At 65.7% G+C, this 21,797-nt stretch carries 25 protein-coding genes; 12 read left to right on the plus strand and 13 right to left on the minus strand.

Features of this window, described 5'->3' with window-relative positions; all coding sequences use genetic code 11:
* Positions 1 to 71 precede the first annotated feature (71 nt).
* Positions 72 to 497 (minus strand): nucleoside-diphosphate kinase, encoded by a 426-nt coding sequence (ndk, locus tag ACODSD_RS22570; RefSeq protein WP_107798554.1) that lies wholly within the window; start codon positions 495 to 497, stop codon positions 72 to 74.
* Between the two features lie 137 nt (positions 498 to 634).
* Between ndk and ACODSD_RS22575 the strand changes: the two genes are divergently transcribed.
* Complete coding sequence (locus ACODSD_RS22575) at positions 635 to 1,432, plus strand: SPOR domain-containing protein (RefSeq protein WP_235087360.1); 798 nt, start codon at positions 635 to 637, stop codon at positions 1,430 to 1,432.
* Between the two features lie 269 nt (positions 1,433 to 1,701).
* On the opposite strand, the gene tdh is transcribed toward ACODSD_RS22575, so the two are convergent.
* The 3 genes from tdh to ACODSD_RS22590 all read right to left on the minus strand — a co-directional run bounded on the left by tdh (position 1,702) and on the right by ACODSD_RS22590 (position 4,897).
* Complete coding sequence (tdh, locus tag ACODSD_RS22580; RefSeq protein WP_107798552.1) at positions 1,702 to 2,727, minus strand: L-threonine 3-dehydrogenase; 1,026 nt, start codon at positions 2,725 to 2,727, stop codon at positions 1,702 to 1,704.
* 49 nt (positions 2,728 to 2,776) lie between these two features.
* A complete protein-coding gene (locus tag ACODSD_RS22585; protein ID WP_107798551.1) occupies positions 2,777 to 3,976 on the minus strand; it encodes a glycine C-acetyltransferase in 1,200 nt (399 codons plus the stop codon).
* Between the two features lie 198 nt (positions 3,977 to 4,174).
* Entirely contained in the window at positions 4,175 to 4,897 is a 723-nt protein-coding gene (locus ACODSD_RS22590; protein ID WP_488878385.1) for a substrate-binding periplasmic protein, read from the minus strand.
* Positions 4,898 to 5,016: 119 nt separating this feature from the next.
* Between ACODSD_RS22590 and ACODSD_RS22595 the strand changes: the two genes are divergently transcribed.
* From ACODSD_RS22595 to ACODSD_RS22610, 4 genes are all read left to right on the plus strand, one after another.
* The gene (locus ACODSD_RS22595; protein WP_235087353.1) at positions 5,017 to 5,724 is read left to right on the plus strand and encodes a peptidoglycan DD-metalloendopeptidase family protein; all 708 of its coding nucleotides are present in this window, start codon (positions 5,017 to 5,019) and stop codon (positions 5,722 to 5,724) included.
* 139 nt (positions 5,725 to 5,863) lie between these two features.
* Positions 5,864 to 6,598: a substrate-binding periplasmic protein gene (locus ACODSD_RS22600; RefSeq protein ID WP_158274244.1), complete on the plus strand. Its 735-nt coding sequence runs from the start codon at positions 5,864 to 5,866 to the stop codon at positions 6,596 to 6,598.
* An 82-nt stretch (positions 6,599 to 6,680) separates the two neighbouring features.
* A complete protein-coding gene (locus ACODSD_RS22605) occupies positions 6,681 to 7,877 on the plus strand; it encodes a DUF1615 domain-containing protein (protein WP_488878386.1) in 1,197 nt (398 codons plus the stop codon).
* Positions 7,878 to 7,985: 108 nt separating this feature from the next.
* Entirely contained in the window at positions 7,986 to 9,020 is a 1,035-nt protein-coding gene (locus ACODSD_RS22610; RefSeq protein ID WP_107798546.1) for a DUF475 domain-containing protein, read from the plus strand.
* A gap of 124 nt (positions 9,021 to 9,144) precedes the next feature.
* Here the strand turns inward: ACODSD_RS22610 and coq7 are convergent, their stop codons facing one another.
* A complete protein-coding gene (gene coq7 / locus ACODSD_RS22615) occupies positions 9,145 to 9,765 on the minus strand; it encodes a 2-polyprenyl-3-methyl-6-methoxy-1,4-benzoquinone monooxygenase (protein WP_488878387.1) in 621 nt (206 codons plus the stop codon).
* A gap of 130 nt (positions 9,766 to 9,895) precedes the next feature.
* Here coq7 and ppa point away from each other — a divergent pair, with 130 nt between their 5' ends.
* Both ppa and ACODSD_RS22625 read left to right on the plus strand, forming a co-directional pair.
* Complete coding sequence (gene ppa / locus ACODSD_RS22620) at positions 9,896 to 10,423, plus strand: inorganic diphosphatase (RefSeq protein WP_107798544.1); 528 nt, start codon at positions 9,896 to 9,898, stop codon at positions 10,421 to 10,423.
* Positions 10,424 to 10,897: 474 nt separating this feature from the next.
* Positions 10,898 to 11,626 (plus strand): hypothetical protein, encoded by a 729-nt coding sequence (locus tag ACODSD_RS22625; protein WP_488878388.1) that lies wholly within the window; start codon positions 10,898 to 10,900, stop codon positions 11,624 to 11,626.
* Positions 11,627 to 11,670: 44 nt separating this feature from the next.
* Here ACODSD_RS22625 and ACODSD_RS22630 read toward each other — a convergent pair whose 3' ends face one another.
* Positions 11,671 to 12,237, minus strand: coding sequence for a phasin family protein (locus tag ACODSD_RS22630; protein WP_107798542.1), 567 nt, complete (start codon positions 12,235 to 12,237; stop codon positions 11,671 to 11,673).
* 8 nt (positions 12,238 to 12,245) lie between these two features.
* Entirely contained in the window at positions 12,246 to 12,587 is a 342-nt protein-coding gene (locus ACODSD_RS22635) for a hypothetical protein (protein WP_488878389.1), read from the minus strand.
* Positions 12,588 to 12,619: 32 nt separating this feature from the next.
* Here ACODSD_RS22635 and minC point away from each other — a divergent pair, with 32 nt between their 5' ends.
* From minC to ACODSD_RS22660, 5 genes are all read left to right on the plus strand, one after another.
* Complete coding sequence (gene minC / locus ACODSD_RS22640) at positions 12,620 to 13,336, plus strand: septum site-determining protein MinC (protein ID WP_107798541.1); 717 nt, start codon at positions 12,620 to 12,622, stop codon at positions 13,334 to 13,336.
* A gap of 26 nt (positions 13,337 to 13,362) precedes the next feature.
* Positions 13,363 to 14,175, plus strand: coding sequence for a septum site-determining protein MinD (gene minD / locus ACODSD_RS22645; RefSeq protein WP_048409059.1), 813 nt, complete (start codon positions 13,363 to 13,365; stop codon positions 14,173 to 14,175).
* 3 nt (positions 14,176 to 14,178) lie between these two features.
* Complete coding sequence (minE, locus tag ACODSD_RS22650; RefSeq protein WP_019104116.1) at positions 14,179 to 14,436, plus strand: cell division topological specificity factor MinE; 258 nt, start codon at positions 14,179 to 14,181, stop codon at positions 14,434 to 14,436.
* Between the two features lie 3 nt (positions 14,437 to 14,439).
* Positions 14,440 to 15,378: a LysR substrate-binding domain-containing protein gene (locus tag ACODSD_RS22655; RefSeq protein WP_107798540.1), complete on the plus strand. Its 939-nt coding sequence runs from the start codon at positions 14,440 to 14,442 to the stop codon at positions 15,376 to 15,378.
* A gap of 86 nt (positions 15,379 to 15,464) precedes the next feature.
* Positions 15,465 to 15,830, plus strand: a complete 366-nt coding sequence (locus tag ACODSD_RS22660) for a VOC family protein (RefSeq protein WP_081547350.1) — start codon at positions 15,465 to 15,467, stop codon at positions 15,828 to 15,830.
* 19 nt (positions 15,831 to 15,849) lie between these two features.
* On the opposite strand, the gene ACODSD_RS22665 is transcribed toward ACODSD_RS22660, so the two are convergent.
* The 6 genes from ACODSD_RS22665 to ACODSD_RS22690 form a co-directional block, all read right to left on the minus strand.
* Complete coding sequence (locus ACODSD_RS22665; protein ID WP_488878390.1) at positions 15,850 to 16,590, minus strand: thioesterase II family protein; 741 nt, start codon at positions 16,588 to 16,590, stop codon at positions 15,850 to 15,852.
* A complete protein-coding gene (locus ACODSD_RS22670; protein ID WP_227104388.1) occupies positions 16,587 to 17,501 on the minus strand; it encodes an alpha/beta hydrolase in 915 nt (304 codons plus the stop codon). The genes ACODSD_RS22665 and ACODSD_RS22670 overlap by 4 nt, the downstream gene beginning before the upstream one ends.
* A 49-nt stretch (positions 17,502 to 17,550) precedes the next feature.
* On the minus strand, positions 17,551 to 18,456 hold the full coding sequence (locus ACODSD_RS22675) for an NAD(P)/FAD-dependent oxidoreductase (protein WP_488878391.1): 906 nt from the start codon (positions 18,454 to 18,456) through the stop codon (positions 17,551 to 17,553).
* A 47-nt stretch (positions 18,457 to 18,503) separates the two neighbouring features.
* Entirely contained in the window at positions 18,504 to 19,469 is a 966-nt protein-coding gene (locus ACODSD_RS22680; RefSeq protein WP_107798538.1) for a phosphotransferase family protein, read from the minus strand.
* Entirely contained in the window at positions 19,466 to 20,638 is a 1,173-nt protein-coding gene (locus ACODSD_RS22685; protein WP_227104394.1) for an acyl-CoA dehydrogenase family protein, read from the minus strand. The genes ACODSD_RS22680 and ACODSD_RS22685 overlap by 4 nt, the downstream gene beginning before the upstream one ends.
* Positions 20,635 to 21,797: thioesterase domain-containing protein (locus tag ACODSD_RS22690; RefSeq protein ID WP_488878392.1), on the minus strand; the 1,163-nt coding region annotated here is incomplete at its 5' end. The genes ACODSD_RS22690 and ACODSD_RS22685, both read right to left, overlap by 4 nt.

Below are 21,797 nucleotides of genomic sequence, written 5' to 3' on the forward strand. Positions count from 1 at the left end.
GGACGACCGCCTTTTAGACGGAGCCCGTCCATGACGACGGGCTCCGCAAACAACGGAGTACTCTTTAGAGATTAGCGGGCGCTGATCTCGGATGCAGCAAAGAAATAAGCCACTTCGATCGCGGCGTTTTCCGCGCTGTCGGAACCATGAACGGCGTTGGCGTCGATGGAGTCGGCGAAATCGGCGCGGATGGTGCCGGCTTCAGCCTTCTTCGGATCGGTCGCGCCCATCAGTTCGCGGTTTTTCAGCACGGCGTTCTCGCCTTCCAGCGCCTGGATCATCACCGGGCCGGACACCATGAAGTCAACCAGGTCCTTGAAGAACGGACGTTCTTTGTGCACGGCGTAGAAGCCTTCGGCTTCGGCGCGGGACAGTTGCTTCATCTTGGCGGCCACGATTTTCAGGCCGGCGGATTCGAAACGATCGTAGATTTTGCCGATGACGTTTTTACCAACGGCGTCCGGCTTAACGATGGACAAGGTGCGTTCAATTGCCATATAAATTCTCCCAAACATCAAGACAAGTGGCTAAACTTGAGTATTATGCAGCCACTCGGGTTACCCAATTTTGACGAACCCGATATTTTAGCAGTGTTTTCAACCATGTGCTGCACATTTCTCAAGTCTCACGGACCATGCGCGAACAAAATCAACAAGACCCCGACAAGACCGGCGGCGAGGCCGAACTCAACAGCAAACTGAAAAAGCGTTTGCTGATCGCCGGCGGCCTGGTCGCCGTGGCGCTGGCCGCCATTCCGCTGACCGACAGTTTCAACAAACCCAAGGTGGAAATGACCGCCAGCAGCCAGAGCCCCAGCTCCGGCAAGATCATCAAGCCCGCCTCCGCCCCGGCGGAAGCGCCGCCGGCGCCCGCGCCCGCCAGCGCGCCGACGGCGGAAAGCAGCGCGCCCGCGACGGAGCCCGCCGGCGCGCCGCAAGCGCCCAGCGTAGCCAGCCCGGCCAGCCCGGACCTGGACAAGACTCCGGCCGTGGTCAACAACCGCCCGCCGGTCCATGCCGCCGCGCCGGCACCGGCGCACGAGCGCGCGGCGGCGAAAGCGCCTCCCGCGCCAAGCGCCGCAGCGGCTCCGCCGCAGACGGCAGCCGCCAAAGCCGCGCCGGCCGAAGCCGTCAAAGCCGCCCCGCCCGCCGCCGCCATCGCGGCGGACAAGCCCGTCGCGCCGGTCAAGGAGGCCCCGGTCAAGGCCAAGCCGGCCGGCAGCTCCATCGGTTATCAAGTCCAGCTGGGCCTGTTCTCCAGCATCGGCAACGCCGAAAAGCTGGTGAAAGAGCTGAAACAGCACGGCATCCCGGCCCACACCGTCACCCGCGTGCAGGTCGGCCCGTTCAAGAGCCGCGCCGAAGCCGACGAAACCATGGAGAAGTTGCGCGGCCTGGGTTATGCGCCCTTGCTGGCGCCCGCCGGACAATAAGACGAAATAAAAAAAGCCCTCTCCGCAATGCGGAGAGGGCAAGCTCTGAACTCACTCAAACAATCGGAACAGAACGCACCGCCGCGCGCGGCGCGGCCCAAGCCGCGAAGACCGGCCAGCGGCCCTCCGCCCCATCCCTTTTGTCAGCGCATTCTCGCCGCCCGCCCCCAAAGACTCAAACAATCTCAAAGCAGGCTCAAGCCGCGCCCCCATGTGAAAAACCCTCTTCGCCGGCGAAGAGGGTTGATGCGTCCAGTCCTTTCCGGCCGTCAACTCCAGTCCAGAATCACCTTGCCGCTCTGGCCGGACAACATGGCGTCAAAGCCCTGCTGGAACTCCGCCACCGGGAAGTGGTGGGTGATGATGGGGGTGATGTCCAGACCGGACTGGATCAGGGCCACCATCTTGTACCAGGTCTCGAACATTTCGCGGCCGTAGATGCCCTTGATTTCCAGGCCCTTGAAGATGACGTGGTTCCAATCGATGGCGGTGTCGGCCGGGGGAATCCCCAGCAAGGCCACTTTGCCGCCGTGGTTCATGGTGTCCAGCATCTGACGGAAGGCCTGCGGATTGCCGGACATTTCCAGGCCGACGTCGAAGCCCTCGCTCATGTGCAATTCGGCCATCACTTGCTTGAGGTCCTGCTTGGCCACGTTCACCGCGCGGGTCGCGCCCATTTTGCGCGCCAGTTCCAAGCGGTATTCGTTGACGTCGGTGATCACCACGTGGCGCGCGCCGACATGGCGCGCAATCGCCACCGCCATGATGCCGATCGGACCCGCGCCGGTGATCAACACGTCCTCGCCCACCAGATTGAAGCTGAGCGCGGTGTGCACCGCATTGCCGAAGGGGTCGAAGATGGACGCCAGATCGTCGGAAATGTCGTCCGGAATCGGGAAGGCGTTGAAGGCCGGAATCACCAGATACTCGGCGAACGCGCCCTCGCGATTGACGCCCACGCCGAAGGTGTTGCGGCACAGGTGGCGGCGGCCGGCGCGACAGTTGCGGCAATGGCCACAGGTGATGTGTCCTTCGCCCGACACGCGCTGGCCAATGCTGAAGCCCTGCACTTCCGAGCCGATGTCCTCGATCACGCCGACGTATTCATGGCCGACGTGCATCGGCACCGGGATGGTTTTTTGCGCCCAGTCGTCCCAGTTCCAGATATGAATGTCCGTTCCGCAGATCGCGGTCTTGCGAATACGGATCAATAGATCGTTGTGGCCGATTTCCGGCTTGGCCACATCGGTCATCCACAGGCCGCGCTCGGCCTTCAGTTTGGATAATGCTTTCATTGCTGTTCCTATCCGCCGCGGCGCCCTCTTGGGCGCGCGGCGCTACGCCTCAGATCACGCCGAGCTCGCGGCCCACTTTGATGAAAGCCGCCACCGCCAGCCTAACCTGTTCTTCGCTGTGGCGCGCCGACATCTGGGTGCGGATGCGCGCCTTGCCCTTGGGCACCACCGGGAAGGAGAAGCCGATCACGTACACGCCCTCTTCCAACAGCTTGGCCGCCATCTCGCCCGCCAGCCGCGCATCGCCCAGCATCACCGGCACGATGGGATGCTGACCCGGCACCAGGGTGAAGCCGGCCGCGCTCATTTCCTGGCGGAACACTTCGGCGTTGCGGCGCACCTTGGCGCGGAGCTCCGCGCCTTCCCCGCCCTTGAGGATGTTCAGCACTTCCAGGCTGGCGGCGGCGATGGCCGGAGCCAGGGTGTTGGAGAACAGATACGGACGCGAACGCTGACGCAGCAGATCGATGACGGCTTTGCGGCCGGACACATAGCCGCCGGACGCGCCGCCCAGGGCCTTGCCCAGGGTGCCGGTGTAGATGTCGATGCGATCGGCCACGCCGCACAGCTCCGGCGTGCCGGCGCCGCTGTCGCCGATGAAGCCGACGGCGTGGGAATCGTCCACCATCACCAGCGCGCCGTGGCGTTCGGCCACTTCGCACAGGGTTTTCAGATCGGCGATGATGCCGTCCATGGAGAACACGCCGTCGGTGACGATCAGCTTGAAGCGCGCGCCGGCCTGCTCGGCGGCGACCAGCTGCGCCTCCAGATCGGCCATGTCGTTGTTCTTGTAACGGAAGCGCTTGGCCTTGGACAGGCGCACGCCGTCGATGATGGACGCGTGATTGAGCTCATCGGAAATCACCGCGTCTTCTTCGCCCAGCAGGGTTTCGAACACGCCGCCGTTGGCGTCGAAGCAGCTGGAATACAGAATGGTGTCGTCGGTGCCCAGAAAGCCGGAAATCGCCTGCTCCAGGTCCTTGTGCACTTGCTGGGTGCCGCAGATGAAGCGGACCGAGGCGCAGCCGTAGCCGAAGTCGTCCATGCCCTTCTTCGCCGCCTCGATCAGGCGCGGGTCGTCGGCCAGGCCCAGGTAGTTGTTGGCGCAGAAATTCAGCACATTGCTGCCGTTGCTCAAGGCGATGTCCGCGCGCTGCGGCGTGGCGATCACGCGCTCGGGCTTTTCAAAACCGTCGGCGCGAATCTGCGCCAGCGTGGCTTCTAGGTGGGCTAAGTAGGTTCGGTTCATGACTGTCCTTGTCCAGGGATGACAAAAGAATCACCATTGCGCCGCCGGATCCGCGGCGACTCAAAAACTGGCACCATTCTAGCCCAGCCATTTCACAGCCATCAGTGACAGTTCAATGCGTTTTTCCAAGATACTGTAACCTTGATAAATTAATACGAACCAACACTGTCACCATAAAATACCGCACGACAACTATCGTCACTTCAAATATTTGGCGATGATTTTTTCCAGCTTCCCGCTTTCGCGCAATTGCTGAAACGCCCTGCTCAGCCTCAGCGCGGTCGCATCCGACATTTTCGGACTGCAGGCCAGATAAATACTGGTGGTTTGCACCTGCAAGGCCTCGCGGATGCTGTCCGTCGGCGTGCCCACCTGTTTGATGGTGTAGTTGGCCACCACGTCATGCACCGCCCAGATGTCCGCCACGCCCGCCGCCAGTTCGCGCTCGGCCTCCTCCGGCGTAGGTCTGACCGAATACCCTATATTGTTTTTTTTCAGATACTCCGCCAGCGAGGAGCCCAGCAGCACCACGACGCGCTTGCCCTTGGCGTCGTCCAGCGAGTTCAAGACCACGGGATGATGCGTATTGATGAACAGGGATTGCTTGCTTTCCATCACCAGCCCCACCCAGCGATACATTTTCTCCCTCTCCGGGGAGCGGGTAAAAGGCATCAGGCAGCTGTCCGCGTCTTGCTGCACCTGCATTTGGGCCCGCTTCCAGGGGATCTCCGGCATGCGCGCACTCAAGCCGGCCAATTGCAGCGCCTGGGCCACCACCTCCGTGGCGATGCCGCTCAATTTGCCGCCCTCTCCTTTCAACACCAGCGGCGGATACTCCACGCTGTAGACGGAGAGCGTCGACGGCTCCGCCGCCAACGCCGCCATGCACCACAAGCCGCTTATCGCCCACCCCAGTTTCATCCCGCACCTCCGCCCGATGCCCATGCCCGTCACAGTCCTTAACATGATTTTTAGTCCAGCCGCCGGCGTTTGCGCACAGAAACCGCGCAGCCGCGGGCTGCGATGCTAAAATCGGCGCCATGTCCTTGCGCGTCCGCCTTATTTCCAGCTCCCTGTCCCTGCTGCTTGCCGCCTGCGCCAGCACCTCGCAACCCGCCGCGGTGGAGTCCGCCGGCTTTTACCGCGTCAAACCGGGAGACACCCTGTTTCGCATTGCCCAGAACCACCGGGTCAGCGTGGCGAACCTGGTGCGCTGGAACGGGCTGAAAGACCCGGGCAGCATCAATGCAGGGCAATTGCTGCGCGTATCGCCCCCCGGCGGCTCCGCGCAAGCCTCCGCCAAGCCCGGCCGTCCGCAGCCCAGCCGGCCCGCGGCCAAGCCTTCCGCCTCCGAGCCCAGCAAGCCCGCGCCCCGGCCGACGGCCAATATCAAGCTGATCTGGCCGGCCAAGGGCCCCGTCATCGCCAAGTTCAACGGCCAGGGCAGCAAGGGCATCGACATCGCCGGCGAGGCGGGCGCCCCCATCCGCGCGGCGGCCGGCGGCAAGGTCACCTACTCCGGCAAAGGCATCCGCAGTTACGGCAATCTATTGATCATCCAGCATGACAATGCCCACCTCACCGTCTATGCTCACAATCAGTCCTTGCTGGTCAAGGAAGGGCAAGCGGTCAAGGCCGGCGACACCATCGCCACCATGGGCAGTTCCGGCACCACCCGGGTCAAGCTGCACTTTGAACTGCGCGTCCGCTCTTCGGCGGTCGATCCCCTGCCCTATCTGACGGACTGAGCCGCACGGCGGCGGAGCGCTTGTCAGCGCCGGCGGCGTACGCGCAAAATACATTCCTTATCTGATGCGCAACCTATCGCCCGGATAGCGCGGTTTCCACTGCGCGGGCCCGAAGCGAGGAAGTCGAGAAGGCAAGCCGATGGGGAGATTACTGTTACTTGGCAGCTTGCTGCTGGCCCTCGCCGCCAACGCCCACGCCGCCAAGATCGTCAAGGTGGCCTTTGGCGAATCGCTGGAGCCCTATGTGATGGAGGGCGGCAAGAGCGGGCTTGAAGTGGAGATCGTGCGCGCCGCCTTGCAAGAGCGCGGCTACCGGATAGAACCGGTTTTCTTTTCCCAACCCCGGCTGCCGATGGCGCTGAAGAACAAGGACATCGACGCGGTGGCCACCGTGGGCGAGCAGGCCGGATTGCAAGCCGAGTATTCCGACGTCTACATCAGCTACGAGGATGTGGCCATCACCCTCAGCAGCCGCCGCATCCAGTTGCACCAAGCCAAGGAGTTGGGCGCCTATCGGGTGCTGGCCTTTTCCCTGGCCAGGCAATACCTGGGCGAAGCCTTCAAGGACATGGCCCGAAGCAATCCCAACTACGCGGAAACCGCCAACCAGGTGGATCAAAACCGGCTGCTGTACCGCGGCTCCGTGGACGTGGTGGTGGCCGACCGCAACATCTTCGCCTGGATGAACCACAAGCTCGCCACCCAGTTCAAGGAAAAAACCGCGCCGGTGGACATTCACCGGCTGTTCGCCCCCACCGTGTACCGGATGGCCTTCCGCAGCGCCCCCCTGAAGGACGAGTTCAACCTGGGCTTGCGCGCGATACAAAAAAGCGGCGCCTACAAGCAAATCGTGAATCGTTACCAGAACCTCTGAGCGCGATTGCCGATGACAGCAAGATAGCCTAACCTTCACGGTTTGATTCCGCACCGTCCCGCGCACCGTGAAACCGTCCCGTTTGCTGTTTGCCCTTTTGCCCGCGCTGCTGAGCGCCTGCGCCACCGTCAGTCCGCCGGCCCCGGTCGCCGCTCCCGTCGTCGTCGCGCCCGTCCCCCCCGAGCCGGAGGCCCCTGCGCCGGCGGTCGAAGCGCCGCCCTCGCCTCCGCCGGTGAGCGCGCCGCCGCTCAGGCCCGCCTACAACGATCCGCAGGCCGGGCGCCTGTTGCTCAACCGCCTGCTGCCGGCCAAGATCCGCGACCGCCAGGGCTGGAGCAACGACATGCTCTCGGCCTTCGCCCACCTGAAGATCCCCTACACCGCGGAGAATTTCTGCGCGCTGGCGGCGGTGATCGAGCAGGAGTCCAGCTGGCAGGCCGATCCCACCGTGCCCAATCTGCCCGCCATCGTCTGGGACAAGATCGCCGAGCGGGCCCACGGCTATCTGATCCCGCTGCCGGTGGTCAAAGCCGCGCTGATGAAGACATCGCCCAACGGCAAAAGCTATAAGGCGCGCATCGACAGCCTGCGCACCGAAAGGGAAATGAACGATCTGTTCGAAGACATGGCGCGCGAAGCCAGCAAGCTGGGCCTGCCGATGAGCATGAAGAACCCGATCCGCACCGGCGGGCCGATGCAGGTCAGCGTCGAGTTCGCCGAAGGCCACGTCAGAGTCTGGCCCTATCCCTATCCGCGCAGCGGCAGCGTGCGCCAGGAAGTGTTCACCCGCCGCGGCGGCGTCTACTTCGGCGCGGCCATCCTGCTGCAATACCCTGCGCCTTACAGCCAGATGCTGTACCGCTTCGCCGACTTCAACGCCGGCCGCTACAGCAGCCGCAACGCGGCTTTCCAAGCCGTGATGGAAAAACTCAGCGGCAAGGACCTGACGCTGGACGGCGACCTGCTCAGCTACAAGGACGGCAAGGTCTACCCCAGCACCACCCAGAGCGCGGTCATCAGCCAGGGCGGCAAGCTGGGCATGGGCCAGGGCGAGATTCTGCGCGACCTGAAACTGGAAAAAAGCGCCGCCTTCGGCCAAAGCGAGCTCTACCGCAAAACCTACGCGCTGGCGGACCAGCGCTTCGGCAAGCCCGCGGCGCGCGAACAACTGCCGCAGATCGATCTGAAAAGCCCCAAGATCACCCGCAAGCTGACCACCGAGTGGTTCGCCAAGCGCGTGGACGGCCGCTATCAGAGCTGCCTGGCCCGCGCGCGTTGACCTCAAAACCGCCGCGATTATAATCCCACGTCATCACCCGCCGGCGCCGCTCCCGACGCCGGCGCCGGGCGAGCCTGGCTCGTCCCGCACAACAAGGCGAATTCATTCATGCGCACCACGCTCTCCTACTTCACCGGCTCGCTGCTGTTCAGCGTCGTCGTGCTGGCCGCCGCCGGCTGGTACGGCTTCCAGCTGGGCGGCCCCGCCATGGCCAGCTCTTTCCTGGTCACCGCCCTGGTGCTGGCGATTCTGGAAACCAGCGTTTCCTTCGACAACGCGGTCGTCAACGCCAGCGTGCTGCAGGCGATGAGCTCCTTGTGGCGCAAACTCTTCATGACGGTGGGCATCGCCGTCGCGGTGTTCGGCATGCGCATCCTGTTTCCGCTGCTCATCGTCGCCGTCGCCGGCGACACGCCCTTGCTCGAGGCCTTCTCCATCGCCACCCGCGAACCGCTGCGCTACCAGCAGATCATGCACGACTCGCATCTGATGATCATGGGCTTCGGCGCCACCTTCCTGCTGATGGTGGTGGTGGAATACTTCGTCAAAAAGGAAAAGGACGAACACTGGCTGCCGGCCGTCGAGCCGCTGCTGGCCCGATTGGGCTCGGTTGAAAACGCGCAGTCGATGATCGCCATCCTGTTGATCGCGCTGGTGGCCGCCGCCATTCCCGCCGGACAGAAGATGGAGTTTCTCAGCAGCTGTTTCTGGGGCTATGTGGTGTTCATGGCGCTGCATGTGTTCAAGCAGCTGTTCGGCGGCATGGACATTCAGACCGCCGCGGCCAAGAACGGCCTGATCGGCTTCGTCTATCTGGAAACGCTGGACGCCAGCTTCTCCATGGACGGCGTGATCGCCGCCTTCGCCATCACCAATAATTTCTGGCTGATCGCCGCCGGGCTCGGCATAGGCGCGATGTTCGTGCGTTCGATGACCATTCTGCTGGTGGAGCGCAACATCATCGGCCAGTTCAAATACCTGGAGACGTCCGCGTTCTGGGCCATCGGCGCCCTGGTCGCCATCATGTTCGCCGCCGCGCTCCATGTAGAGCTGGGTGAAGTGCTCACCGGCCTGATCAGCGTCGCCATCATCGGTCTGGGCATCGTCACCAGCCTGCCGGGGCGCAAGCGCCGGCGCGACTGAAACGCCCGCGCCATAATGCGAACAGGCCTGGAATCCAGGCCTGTTCGTTTAGAGCGGCGACTTCCTTGCGCCGGCGCGCCTTGCTTCGGCCGTGAAACCGACTTTTGTTAGCCGCTCTTATCCGTCAAAGCCGATAACTGGCTCCCGTCATCAGCTTGGCGGACAGCTTCATCGCCCCCTTGACCGGAGCCGGCAATGGGGCCGCGCCCAGATCGTGGGCCATGTCCGCATGCTTCAATTCGTCGTCGCGCATCTGCTCGACGATGGCGCGGCTCTTGGCGTCCGCCTCCGGCAACAGCTTCAGATGGCTGTCCAGATGCGCGCCCACCTGTTGCTCGGTTTCCTCCAGAAAGCCCAGATTCCACTTATCGCCCAACACCCCGGCGGCCACGCCTATCGCCAGCGAACCGGTGTACCACAGCGGGTTGAACACGCTGGGCCGGCCGCCCAGCTCGCGAATGCGCCGCTCGGTCCAGGCCAGATGCTCCACCTCCTCCTGCGCCGCTTGGCGCAAGGCTTCGCGCGCCTGCGGCGTGCGCGCCGTCAGCGCCTGCCCCTGGTATAAAGCCTGGGCGCACACCTCGCCGCAATGGTTCACCCGCATCAGGCCCAAAGCGTGCCGCTTCTCCTCCGCAGCCAGCTCCGCCTCACCCAGCGCCGCGTCAGGATGCGGCCGCAGGCTTTGCGCGGAAGCAAACAGGGTGCGCAGCCCCTTGTCGAACTCGACGATCCATTTGTCCAGCATCAATCGCTCTTTCTCGCGCTCACTCAATCGCCGGCGATTATACCCGCCCGATACGCGACGCGGCAGCTACTGCTATAATTGCGCGGTTTATCGAAACATTGTGTTCAACACGCTCAACAAGGATTCCCTGATGGATCTCGCTAGCATCGGCCCGGGCAAAGACATGCCGGGCGACTTCAACGTCGTCATCGAAATCTCCGCCAACGCCGCCCCGATCAAGTACGAATTCGACAAAGACTGGAACGCGCTGGTGGTTGACCGCTTCATGGGCACCTCCATGATGTATCCGGCCAACTACGGTTTCGTGCCGCAAACCCTCGCCGGCGACGGCGATCCGGTTGACGTGCTGGTGGTGACCCCCTTCCCGCTGCCTCCGGGCGTGGTGGTGCGCTGTCGCGCGCTGGGCCTGATCAAGATGGAAGACGAGTCCGGCGTTGACGCCAAGCTGGTGGCCGTGCCGGTGGAAAAACTGTGCCCGATGTACAAGTCCATCCAGAAACTGGAAGACCTGCCGGAACTGCTGCGCAACCAGATGGTGCACTTCTTCGAACACTACAAAGACCTGGAAAAAGGCAAGTGGGTCAAAGTGCAAGGCTGGGGCACGCTGGACGACGCCAAGACCGAACTGGTCGACGGCATCGCCAACTTCGAAAAATAAGCGCTCGGCGCTTATCCCAAGACAACCGGCGCGCGTCGCCGGTTTTTTCATGCCCGGCGTTTGCCTCCGCACATTCGCCAACGCTGATATTGCAACGCAATATGCCATCATTATTTGCTACAATCGCTGAGGCTTGGACACCGCGGCCACCCGCAGTTAGAAAAGCAAGTGATTGTTACTAAATACCATAAATAATTCTTTTACCCGTCGCCGCATTGCAGGTATCGTTCCATTAGAACCTGCGACGGCCCCGCGGGCTAAAGTAAAACAAGGCCTTGCGGCTGAAAAAGCGGAATGCGCATACGGCAGATAGGCGCTTCGAAGGGGTTCTCAAAGACCGTACGCCGGCGCGCGGCGGATCGTGAACCGCTTCCGGAAGCCCGCCCGCGTCCAGGACCGCAATGCCCCGAACATGGCCCCCATGCCCCGCCGCCTGTCGTCGCCATGGCGTCGGGCAGCCCAACCGGAACCATAGTGACCTATATCGCCCAAGGCTCAGCACCGCAACTCCACTGGCTCCAGCAGCGCCTGGCCAGCCGGGGTTTGCCCGCGTCCGCCGGCGCGAGCGGTCCGCCGTCCTGGCTGCCTGGCGATTGGCAAGGCTTTTACCTGCCTTCCGGCTGCTGGATCAATATCGACCCCCTGCATCAAGCTCCCCTGCCTCCCCGCCTGCGGCTCTGCCGCAAGCACGAGGTCCAGTTGCTGGAGCTGGACGGCGCCTGGCAGGCGCTGGGCTCGGACTTCGGCTTCATGCTGTTGCTGGGCGCCGACCCCGCGCCGACCGCCGACGCCTTGGCCTTGCTGGACGCGCTGGCGCCGCTGCCGGCCGCCTGGCTGCGCTGCGGCCCGACGGGCAGCGCGCGCTACACCCGCCAGGTCTGGGAAGCGCTGCTGTTCATGTTGAGACGGCAGACGCCGCCCAGCCCGGCCACGCAAACCGCGCCGGACTGGGAAACCGGGCTGCGCGGGCAATGGCAGCTGTGGGAACAGCTGGTGCGCCTGTCGCAACGCTATCTGCGGGAACGCAAGCTGCCCGAGGACAATCCGACGGCGCGGCGGGACTTCGCCGAACCGCCGCGGGAGCAAGAACACTACGCCGCCAGCCTGGCCGGGCTGATCGTGCAGGCGGACGGCTGCCAGCAGGCCTGGCGGCAATTATGGGACGACTTCGCCGCCCAAGCTCCTCTGAGCCCTAAAAACTAAAAAGCCCGCGAGAACGCGGGCTTTTTTTCACGACAAGGCCGGAATCAGGCGGCGCTGGTCGCCTTCTTGCCGCGGGCGACGGCGGCGCTGGCGGCCTTGGCGGAGTTGGTGGCGGCTTCCACGCTGGCTTCGGCGATTTCCGCGCTGACCTTCTTGGCAGTCTTGGACACGCTTTCGAAAGCGGCGTTGGAGGTGTTCACCAGGCTTTTCAGAGCGGACACCGCGGCGTCGGAGCCGGCCGGCGCGTTCTTGGACAGACGGTCCAGATTGCTCAGCAGGGTCTGATTGCCTTCGGCGATCTGCTCTTCGACAAAAGCGGCCAGTTCATTCTGGGTGGTCAGCGCGGCGTCGTAGACATTGCGCGCCACGGAGAAAGCCTGATCGATGGACGGCTGAGCCAGGCTGCTCTGCACTTCGGCGAAGGCCTTGGGATCCTTGGCTTCGCTCAGCGCCTTGATCGCCTGGGCGTTGTCGGCCAACAACTTGCGCGACAGGTCCAGTTGCAGCGCGGCCAGACGCTCGGCGCCGGCCAGCACGATGGAGGAGAAACGCACGGCCTTGTCGAACTGCGACTGGCCGAGAGCGGAGAATTCTTGAGTAGTGGTAAACATGACGACTCCTAAAAAATATCCAAAATTGACAGCTCAGCAACGACAGCGAACTTAACCTGCGCCCTTGATGTTGCATCGCAACAATTGCCATTCTGGCGGGTCGGCTCTCTCGAGTCAAGAAAATGTTGCAATGCACAAGTGGCTAAACCGCTATTTTTCATGAATTTTTGCAACACAAACATTCCAAAGACATTACGGAAACGCGCTTCCTTTCTTCTCCGCGCGACAATTCCCTCAATTGCAACACTTGCCTGCGTCCAAGCCCGCCGCCTCGGCCGATTTCGGCCTTTTGGCCCCAAGCCGAGCAACGCCATTGAAAGCCTGTCAGCAACCCAGTACACTCGCCCCATAGAATAAATCTATCTACATGAAGCCAAGTACAATGAGCCCTGCGGCCAACGCATTCGACATAAAATCCGCCAGCCTGGATCTGCTGGCGCTCTTGCTGCGCACCGACGACCTGGACGAACTGAGCCAGGCGCTGGACGCGCGTTTCGGCACCGGCCACGACGCGCCGGCGGAAGCCTTCGTCCTCGACGTGGAAGCCTTGCCCGCCCCGGCCGAGCTGGATTACGGCCGCCTGCTGCCCATGCTCAGCCGCCGCGGCATCCGCGCGGTGGCCCTGCGCCACCCCAGCACCGCGCTGGCCGGCGTCGCCAGCCAGTTCGGCCTGGCCTACACCAGCAGCGCCACGCCGGCGCGCTCGGCGCAAAGCGCGCCGGAACCCGCCGACAAGCCCGCCGCGCCGGAACCGGCTCCGGCCACCGGCGCCATGATCGTCGACCGTCCGGTGCGCGCCGGCCAGCAAATCTACGCCAAAGGCTGCGATCTGATCGTGCTGGCCATGGTCAGCGCCGGCGCGGAAGTGATCGCCGACGGCAATATCCATATCTACGCGCCCTTGCGCGGCCGCGCTCTCGCCGGCGCGCGCGGCAACGCCGGCGCCCGCATTTTCGCCCGCAGCATGGAGGCCGAACTGGTGTCCATCGCCGGAGTCTATCGAACTATCGAACAAGCCTTGCCCGACAGCATTCTGGGCAAGCCAACTCAAATCTATCTCGAGAACGAGCGCCTGGTCATGACCGCGCTCGGCGAGTAACAAGCCATTATTCAAAGGGATCGACTGTGGCAAAAATCATCGTTGTGACGTCCGGCAAGGGTGGCGTCGGTAAAACCACTACCAGTGCCAGCTTCTCCTCCGGCCTGGCGTTGCGCGGTCACAAAACCGTCGTCATCGACTTCGACGTCGGTTTGCGCAACCTGGACCTGATCATGGGTTGCGAACGCCGCGTGGTCTATGACCTGATCAATGTCGTCAACGGCGAAGCCAGCCTGAACCAGGCGCTGATCAAGGACAAGAACTGCGACAACCTCTACATCATCCCCGCCTCGCAAACCCGCGACAAAGACGCCTTGACGCTGGACGGCGTGGAGAAGGTGTTGAACGACCTGGCCGAAGCCGGCTTCGAATACATTGTCTGCGACTCGCCGGCCGGCATTGAAAAAGGCGCGCTGATGGCGCTGTACTTCGCCGACGAAGCGCTGATCGTCACCAATCCGGAAGTCTCCTCGGTGCGCGACTCCGACCGCATCCTGGGCATTCTGTCCTCCAAGTCCAAGCGCGCGGAAGAGAGCCGCGAGCCGGTCAAGGAACACCTGCTGATCACCCGCTACTCCGCCGGCCGCGTCGACAAGGGCGAAATGCTGTCGGTGGACGATGTGAAGGAGATTCTGCGCGTGCCGCTGCTGGGCGTGATTCCGGAGTCGCAGACCGTTCTGCAAGCCTCCAACTCCGGCACCCCGGCCATCCACCTGAAAGGCTCGGACGTCGCCGACGCCTATTCCGACGTGGTGGCCCGTTTCCTGGGCGAAGAGCGCCCGATGCGTTTCCTCGATGCCCCCAAAGTGGGCATTCTGAAGCGCCTCTTTGGAGGTTAAGTCATGTCCCTGATCGAAATGATCTTTGGCAAGCGCCAGAAAACCGCGGCCATTGCCAGAGAACGCCTGCAAATCATCCTGGCCCACGAACGCAACGGCCGCAGCGCGCCCGACTATCTGCCGGCGCTGCAGCGCGAATTGATGGAAGTGATCTCCAAATACGTCGCGGTCAATCTGGACGACATCAAGGTGCAAGTGGAGCGCCAGGACGACTTCGAAGTGCTGGAAGTCAATATCGTGCTGCCGGAGCACCAGCGCTGAGCCATGACGCTGACCGAACTTCGCTATATCGTCGCGGTGGCGCGGGAGCGCCACTTCGGCCGCGCCGCGCAAAGCTGCTTCGTCAGCCAGCCGACGCTGTCCATCGCCATCAAGAAGCTGGAGGACGAACTGGGCGTCACGCTGTTTGAGCGCGGCGGCCAGGAAGTCAGCGTCACCGAGATCGGCGAACGCATCATCGAGCAATCGCAACGCGTGCTGGAGGAGGCCGAAACCGTCAAACGCCTGGCCGGCGAACATCAGAACGAACTGGTGGGCCCGCTGAAGCTGGGGGTGATTTTCACCATCAGCCCCTATCTGCTGCCGCGGCTGATCCCGGCCTTGCGCATCCTGGCGCCGGACATGCCCTTGATCCTGGAGGAGAACTACACCTCCCGGCTTTCGGAAATGCTCAAGCGCGGCGAAGTGGACGCCATCATCGTGGCCGACCCCTTCGACGAGGCCGGCACCGTGGCGAGCCCGCTGTACGACGAGCCCTTTGTCGTCGCCACGCCCAAGGGCCATCCCTGGGAAAAGCTGGGCGCCATCGCCGCCAATCAACTGGCCGACGAAAGCGTCCTGCTGCTGACCCAGGGCAATTGCTTCCGCGATCAGGTGCTGCAGGCCTGCAGCGATCTGGCCAGCCGGCAGAGCCACGGCGGCACGCTGGCCGCCAATCTGCAGGGCAGCTCGCTCAACACCATCCGCCACATGGTGGCCAGCGGCATGGGCGTCACCGTGATGCCGTCCACCTCGATAGGCCCCACCGACGAATCCTTATTGTCGGTGGTGCCGTTCAAGACGCCGGCGCCACAGCGCCGCGTGCTGTTGGTGACGCGCAAGCAGTTCTTCCGCAAGAAGGCGATAGACACCCTGCAACAGGCGGTCTTCCGCTCCGGGCTGGAAGGCGTCGCCATGCTGGAAGGCGAAGCGCCGGCGCAATAAGCCGGCTCCCGCCCCCAAACGAGACAACCGCTGCGCGCCCTGCCGCAGCGGTTTTTTTCCGCCCCACCACCGCAAGGAGTTTCCCCGTGTCTCAATTGCGCAGCATTGAAATCAAAGCCTTCGTGCCCGCCCGCGACTACGCGCTGTCGCAGCGCTTTTACGCCGATCTGGGCTTCGAGCAAAAGTCGGACAGCCACGGCGTCAGCTATTTCGTCCATGGCCAGTGCAGCTTCCTGCTGCAGGACTTCTATCATCCGCAATTGGCGGAAAACCTGGTCTTGCACTTGCTGGTCGACGATGTCGACGCCTGGCACCGCCAATGGCTGGCCCAGGGCGTCGCCGAGCGCTATCCGGCCAAGATAGGCCCGCTCGTGGACCAGCCCTGGGGCATGCGCGACTTCTGCCTACATGATCCCTCCGGCGTGCTGTGGCGCGTCGGCCAGAACCTGTAAGCCGCCGCGGGCCGGGCCCTCACACAGCGCGGCCAAGCTCCTCCTTCAGTATCGCGAACAGGCTTTCCGGTCTCCCGTTCAGGAAGAAGTGATCGCCGGGCAGGATCTCGCTGCGAAAACCGCCGGTGGCATAGCCCTGCCAGGAAGCGGCCGCCTCGACGCCGCCCTCTTCTTCGCTGCCGCCCAGGGCGACGATGCGGCAGCTCAAAGGGGGACGCGGCGCGGGACGGTAAGTCTCTATCGCCTCGAAGTCGGCGTGCAGCACCGGCAGGATGACCTGGACCAGTTCCGGATGGGCCAGCACTTCCGCCGGCGTGCCGTTCATGCGCATCACCTCGTCCAGAAACTCATCGTCCGGCAAACCGTGTATCGGCCGCTCTCTCGGCGGCAGATGCGGCGCGGCGCGCCCGGACACGATCAGGCAGCAGGGCGCCGGCAGGCCGCGCGCCCGCGCCCGCTGGGCCACCTCGAAAGCCAGGCTCGCCCCCATGCTGTGCCCGAATAGGGCGTAAGGCCGGTCCAGCAGCGGCGCGATCGCGTCCGTCGCCTCCTCGGCCTGCTGATCCAGCCGATAGCGCAGCGGATCGTGAAAGCGCCGCCCCCGCCCCGGCGGATGCATGGGCAGCACATCGACCGCAGCCGGCAAGCGCTCCGCCCAGCCGCGGTACACCGCCGCGCTGCCGCCGGCGTAAGGGAAGCAGAACAGGCGCAAGGCCGCGGCTTGGCCGGCCGGCGCGGCGTCCACCCAGCCGCGGTTCACGGCGCCACCTTGCGGATGAAGCCGCCGGCTTCTTTGATCGCCGCCCTCGCTTCCGGCAGCATCGGCGTCAGGGTGGCCCAGGCGTGCGGCAGCCGCCGCCACACCTTGAAATCCACGCCGACGCCGGCCGCGCTCGCCTTGCTGGCCACGCGCGCGGCGTCGTCCAGCAGCACCTCGCTGTCGCTGGCCTGGATGAACAGATCCGGCAGGCCCGCGTACTCGCCGTAGAGCGGCGAGGCGATGGGATGATCGGCGGCGGCGTCGCCAAGGTAGTAGCGCGAGAAATTCCTCACCGCCACCGCGCTCAGCATCACATCGGACGCGTCGTTCGCTTCCAGCGAGGCTCCGGTCGCCGCCAGATCCGTCCACGGCGAGAACAAGACCGCGCCGGCCGGCATCGGCGCGCCCGCGTCGCGCAGCGACAGCAGCAGCGCCAGCGCCAGCCCGCCGCCGGAGGAGTCGCCGGCGACCACGATGCGCTCAGGCGCCACGCCCTCGTCCAACAGCCCCCGATACGCCGCCAGCGCGTCGTCGACGGCGGCCGGGAACGGATGTTCCGGCGCCAGCCGGTAAGCCAGCGAAAACGCGCGCGCGTCCGCCTCCCGCGCCAGCGCGGCGGCCACGCCGCGGTGCGTCAGCGGCGAGCAGAAGCAATAGCCGCCGCCGTGCAAATACAGGATCACCCGCCCGCTCGCCTCGCGCCGCGCGGCGGCTTCAGGCTCTATCCACTCGCCGCGCAGCGCCTCCGCGTCCAGCTTGCGCACCCGCCAGCCGCGCGGCGGCTTGATTTCGCCGCGCGCCCATTTCGCGCTGCGCTCGCGCATTTCCTGGGCGGTCAGGCCGGGCTTGCGGGTCAGGGATTTGGCCGTTCTGCGCAACAGCCAGGAGAAACATAGGTTTTGCCAACTCATGAATCGCTTTCCAGTCATGAAGAGAAAGAAGTCTGCCGTCGCGCGCGGCTTATCCGAACACCAGTTTGCGATGCGCGGCGATGCCCGCCAGCGCGCCGTTGCCGATGGCCAGCGCCACGGTGCCGCCCCGCTGCGTGATGTCGCCGCAGGCGAATACGCCCGGCGCCGATGTCTCCATCGCGTCGTCGGTCCGCACATAAGGCCCCAGCGGCCCCTCCTCGATCACGCAGCCCAGCTGCTCCGCCACCGGGCTGGACAGGCGGAAGCGGTTCATCATGAACAGCCCGTCAAAGGCCAGCCGGCGTCCATCGGCCAGCTCGACGGTGGCGCGCTCGACGATGCGCGCGATCCGTTCGCGCACGATGTCGACGCCCCGCTGCGCCAGCGCCTCGCGCTGCGCCGCGTCCGGCTCGAAGCCGCCGTCGCTCAGGAAGACGGTCGGGCCCCATTCCGGCATCAGCATCGCCGACAGATAGGACAAGGGGCCGCCGCCGAGCACGCCGATGCGGCCCTGCTTCAGTTCGTAGCCGTGGCAGTAAGGGCAGTGGAACACGCTTTCGCCCCAGCGCTCGCGCAGGCCCTCCAGCTCAGGCAATTCGTCCACCACGCCGAAGGCCAGCACCAGCTGGCGCGCCGCGTAGCTTTGGCCGGAGGCGCAGCGCAGCGCGTAGCCTGCCTCGCCGCTCTCGGCCCGGACCACGGTGTCCGCGCGCCATTGCGCGTTGGGATAGGCCAGCAATTGCGCCTTGCCGTCCGCGGCGATCGCGTCGGGCGAGCGTCCGTCCAGGCCGATCACGCCGTGGGATTGGGCGGCGAAGCGATTGCGGCGCGCGCCGGCGTCGATCACCAGCACGCGGCGGCGCGCGCGCGCGATCTGCAAGGCGGCGGATTGTCCGGCGTGACTGCCGCCGATCACGATGACGTCGAAGGGCGTTGTGGAAGTTTCGGTATTCATGATGGGATGTCCTTATCGGGATGAATCGGAGGGCGCGCGGACGGCCGTCACAGCCGGCCGCCGCCGCAGGCTTCCGCCGCGCGGTCCAGCAGCCAGCGCACGATCAGCTTGGCGCGCGGCACGCGCTGTCCTTCGTCGCGGCGCCGCAGCGCCAGTTGTTGCGTGATCACCGCCAGCCGCAGCAGGCCGTAGGCGTACCAGTAGGCGGGTTCCGTCACCTCGCGTCCGGCGGCGGCGGCGTACAGGTCCACCAGCGCCGCGCGCGTCGGCGCGCCCGGCGCGCAGCTCGGCCCGGGCGCGTCCAGCCGCAGCAGCGACGAATCCCGGCCCTCTATCCAGTAAGCGAGCGCGGCGCCGAGATCCGCCAGCGGATGGCCGACCGCGGCCAGCTCCCAATCGACGACGCCCACCAGCCGCGCCGGATCGCCCGGGTCGACGAGGATGTTGTCCAGCTTGTAGTCGTTGTGCAGCCAGGCGGAGGGCGCGGTCTGCGGCATCCGCTCGCTCAGCCAGTCGGCCACCGCCCGGAAGTCGGCGTCGGCCGCCGCGCCCGCCTCCTCCGCGTTCCAGCGTCGCCGCCATTCGCTCAGGATGCGGCGCAGATAGTCGGGGGGCCGGTCGGCCGGCGCGACCTCCAGCGCATGCAGGCTCGCCAGCGTTTCGATGAAGTTTTCCGCGAGCCGGCGCACGGTGTCGGGGCCGAGCGCTCCGCAGGCGGCCGGCGCGACGCCGTCCAGCTTTTCAACCAGCAGCAGCGCGGCGTCGCCGTCCTCGTCCACCGCCAGCGGCCTGGGCGCCAGCCGGAACTGGCCGGACAGCCGCTCCAGCAGCGCGTAGCGGCGCCTCGCCTCGCGCGCGCCGCCCTCCGGCAGCCAGTAGGCGATGAGTTCGCTGTCGCCGCCCTGCACCAGGAACACTTCGCTGGCCCGGCCGCCGCCCACCCGCGTCGCGCGCGCGCCGACGCGGGGGCGGCCCAGCGCCGCCATCGCGCGCTCCGCGATCCGCGCGCTCATGCCAGCTCCCGCCGGAAACCGGCCAGCGCATGGCGCGCCACCAGGCTCTTGTGCACCTCGTCCGGGCCGTCGTAAATCCGCCCCGCGCGTTCGTGCCGCCACAGCACATTGAGAATCGTGTCGCCGCTGACGCCCAACGCGCCCTGCACCTGCAACGCGTGATCGAGCACGGTCTGCGTCACGCCGGCCACGAAGAACTTCGCGATCGAGATGTCGATCTGCGCGCGCTCGTGGCGGTTCTGCAGCCGCGTGGCCGCCTGGGTCACCAGCAGGCGCGCGGCGTCTATCGACGCGCGGCTCTCGGCGATCCAGTTCTGCACCGTCTGGCGCGAGGACAGCAGCTCGCCCGCGGCCAGCTCCCGGCGGCAGGCGCGCCGGCACATGATGGCGAAGGCGCGCTCGCACACGCCTATCCAGCGCGCGCAATGGTGCAGCCGTCCGGTGGCGAGCCTGGCCTGCAGCACGACGAAGCCCTCGCCGGGCTTGCCCAGCATCGCGTCCTCGCCCACCCGGCAATCGTCCAGCACCAGTTCGCCGTGGCTGGCCCAGCCGCAGCCCTCGTCCCCCATCACCCGCAGATTGCGGACGTGGCGGAAGCCGGGCGCGTCGGCGGGCACGATGAAGGTGCTGGTGCGCGCGTGCAGCGGCGCGGCCTCGTCGGTGACGGCCAGCACGATGGCGAAGCCCGCGCCGTCGGCGCCGGACGCGAACCATTTGCGGCCGTTCAGATGCCAGGCGCCGTCCCTGTACACCGCCGTCGTTTTCAGCGAGGAGGGATTCGATCCGGCGGACTCCGGCTCCGTCGCCGCGAAGCAGCTGCGCAGTTCGCCGCGCAATAGCGGCTCCAGCCAGCGCCGGCGCTGCGCGGGAGTCGCGTACTCCAGCAGCACGTCGATATTGCCGGCGTCGGGCGCCTGGTAGTTGACCGCGTAATGGCCCAGCGGCGAGGCGCCCAGCAGCTCGCCCACCTCCACCAGCTCAAGCAGGTTCAGGCCCAGGCCGCCGTCGGCGCGCGGCACCTGCGGCAGCCACAGGCCGTGCGCCCGGTTGGCCGCGCGGATGCCGCTCATCAATTGTTCCACGGTTTCGAAATCGCCGTTGGCGAGCGCCGCCTCCGGTTCCGCCAGCGCCGCCTCGACGGCGGCGAATGCCTTGACTCTGGTGTTCATTGTTCTTCCTCGGTTTCCATGTCTGAAACGGCCCGCCGCGCGGCGGCCTCCATGGCGCGCAAGGCGCCGGCCAGCCCGCTGACGAAGGGGGGGCGCATGATGCCGACGTGATCGCCGGGCAGGCGCAGCGCCGTCGCCGCGGCCGGCGCCGCCGCGCGCCAGCCGTCGATGAGCGCGGCGTCGTCGGGCGCGTCCGCCTCGCCGTCCCTGTCCGCGGCCACAATCAAATGCAGCGCGCCGGCATAAGGCGTCGCCGGCGCGTAATCCGTCAGCGAATGCGCGATGAAGGCGCGCACGCGCGCCGCGAATTCGGGCAGGCCAAGCTCCTCCGGCAGCACGCCCGCCGCTATCAAGCGCTCGCGCAAACGTTCCACTCTCCGCGCATCGTCCAGCGCGTCGAATTCGTCGGCGTCGAATAGCAGCTTGGCGTCGGCCAGACGCGCGAAGCTGTTGCCGATCTCCGCCATCCAGCGGCTGTCCCGCCACTCCCGCTTGTGCGGCCGCGCCGCCGCCCCCGGCGGCAGGCTGTCCACGATGGAGACCCAAGCCACCGCCTCGCCCTGGCCGGCCAGTTGCCGCGCAATCTCAAGCGCGACCCAGCCGCCGAAAGAATGGCCGCCCAGGCGATAAGGCCCATAAGGCCGCACCCGCCGGATGTCGGCGATCAGCGCCGTCGCGATGGCTTCGACGCCGGCCGCGTCGGCCTCGCCGGACCCAGGCAGCTCCATGCCCCATACCGAGAAGTCCTTGGACAGCTCGGCCGCGAGCGCGCGCAGATACGGCACATGCCCGCCCGCGCCCGGCGCGAAGAACAACGGCGGCGCGTCGCCCGGCGCGGACAGCGCGACGAGGGCGCCGACCCGGACGCCGTCCGCGCCCGCGCCCTCGGTCTCGATGATCCGGGCCTGCTCGGCCACGGTCTGCGCCGTCAACAGACGGGCCACCACCGCCGCATCCAGGCCAAAGGCCCGGCCGGCGCGGGAGCAGATCCGCAGCATCAGCAAAGAATCTCCGCCCAGCGCGCTGAAATCGCTGTCCTCCGACGGCGGTTCGCGCTTGAGCACGGCCGTCCACAAGGCGCTCAGCTCGCGTCGCAACGCCGCGCCGCTGGGCCGCGCGGCGGCGGGCGCCTTGGCCGCCGCCGGCGTGGCGGCCGCCG

This window comes from Chromobacterium sp. FG22 (genome assembly GCF_057809415.1).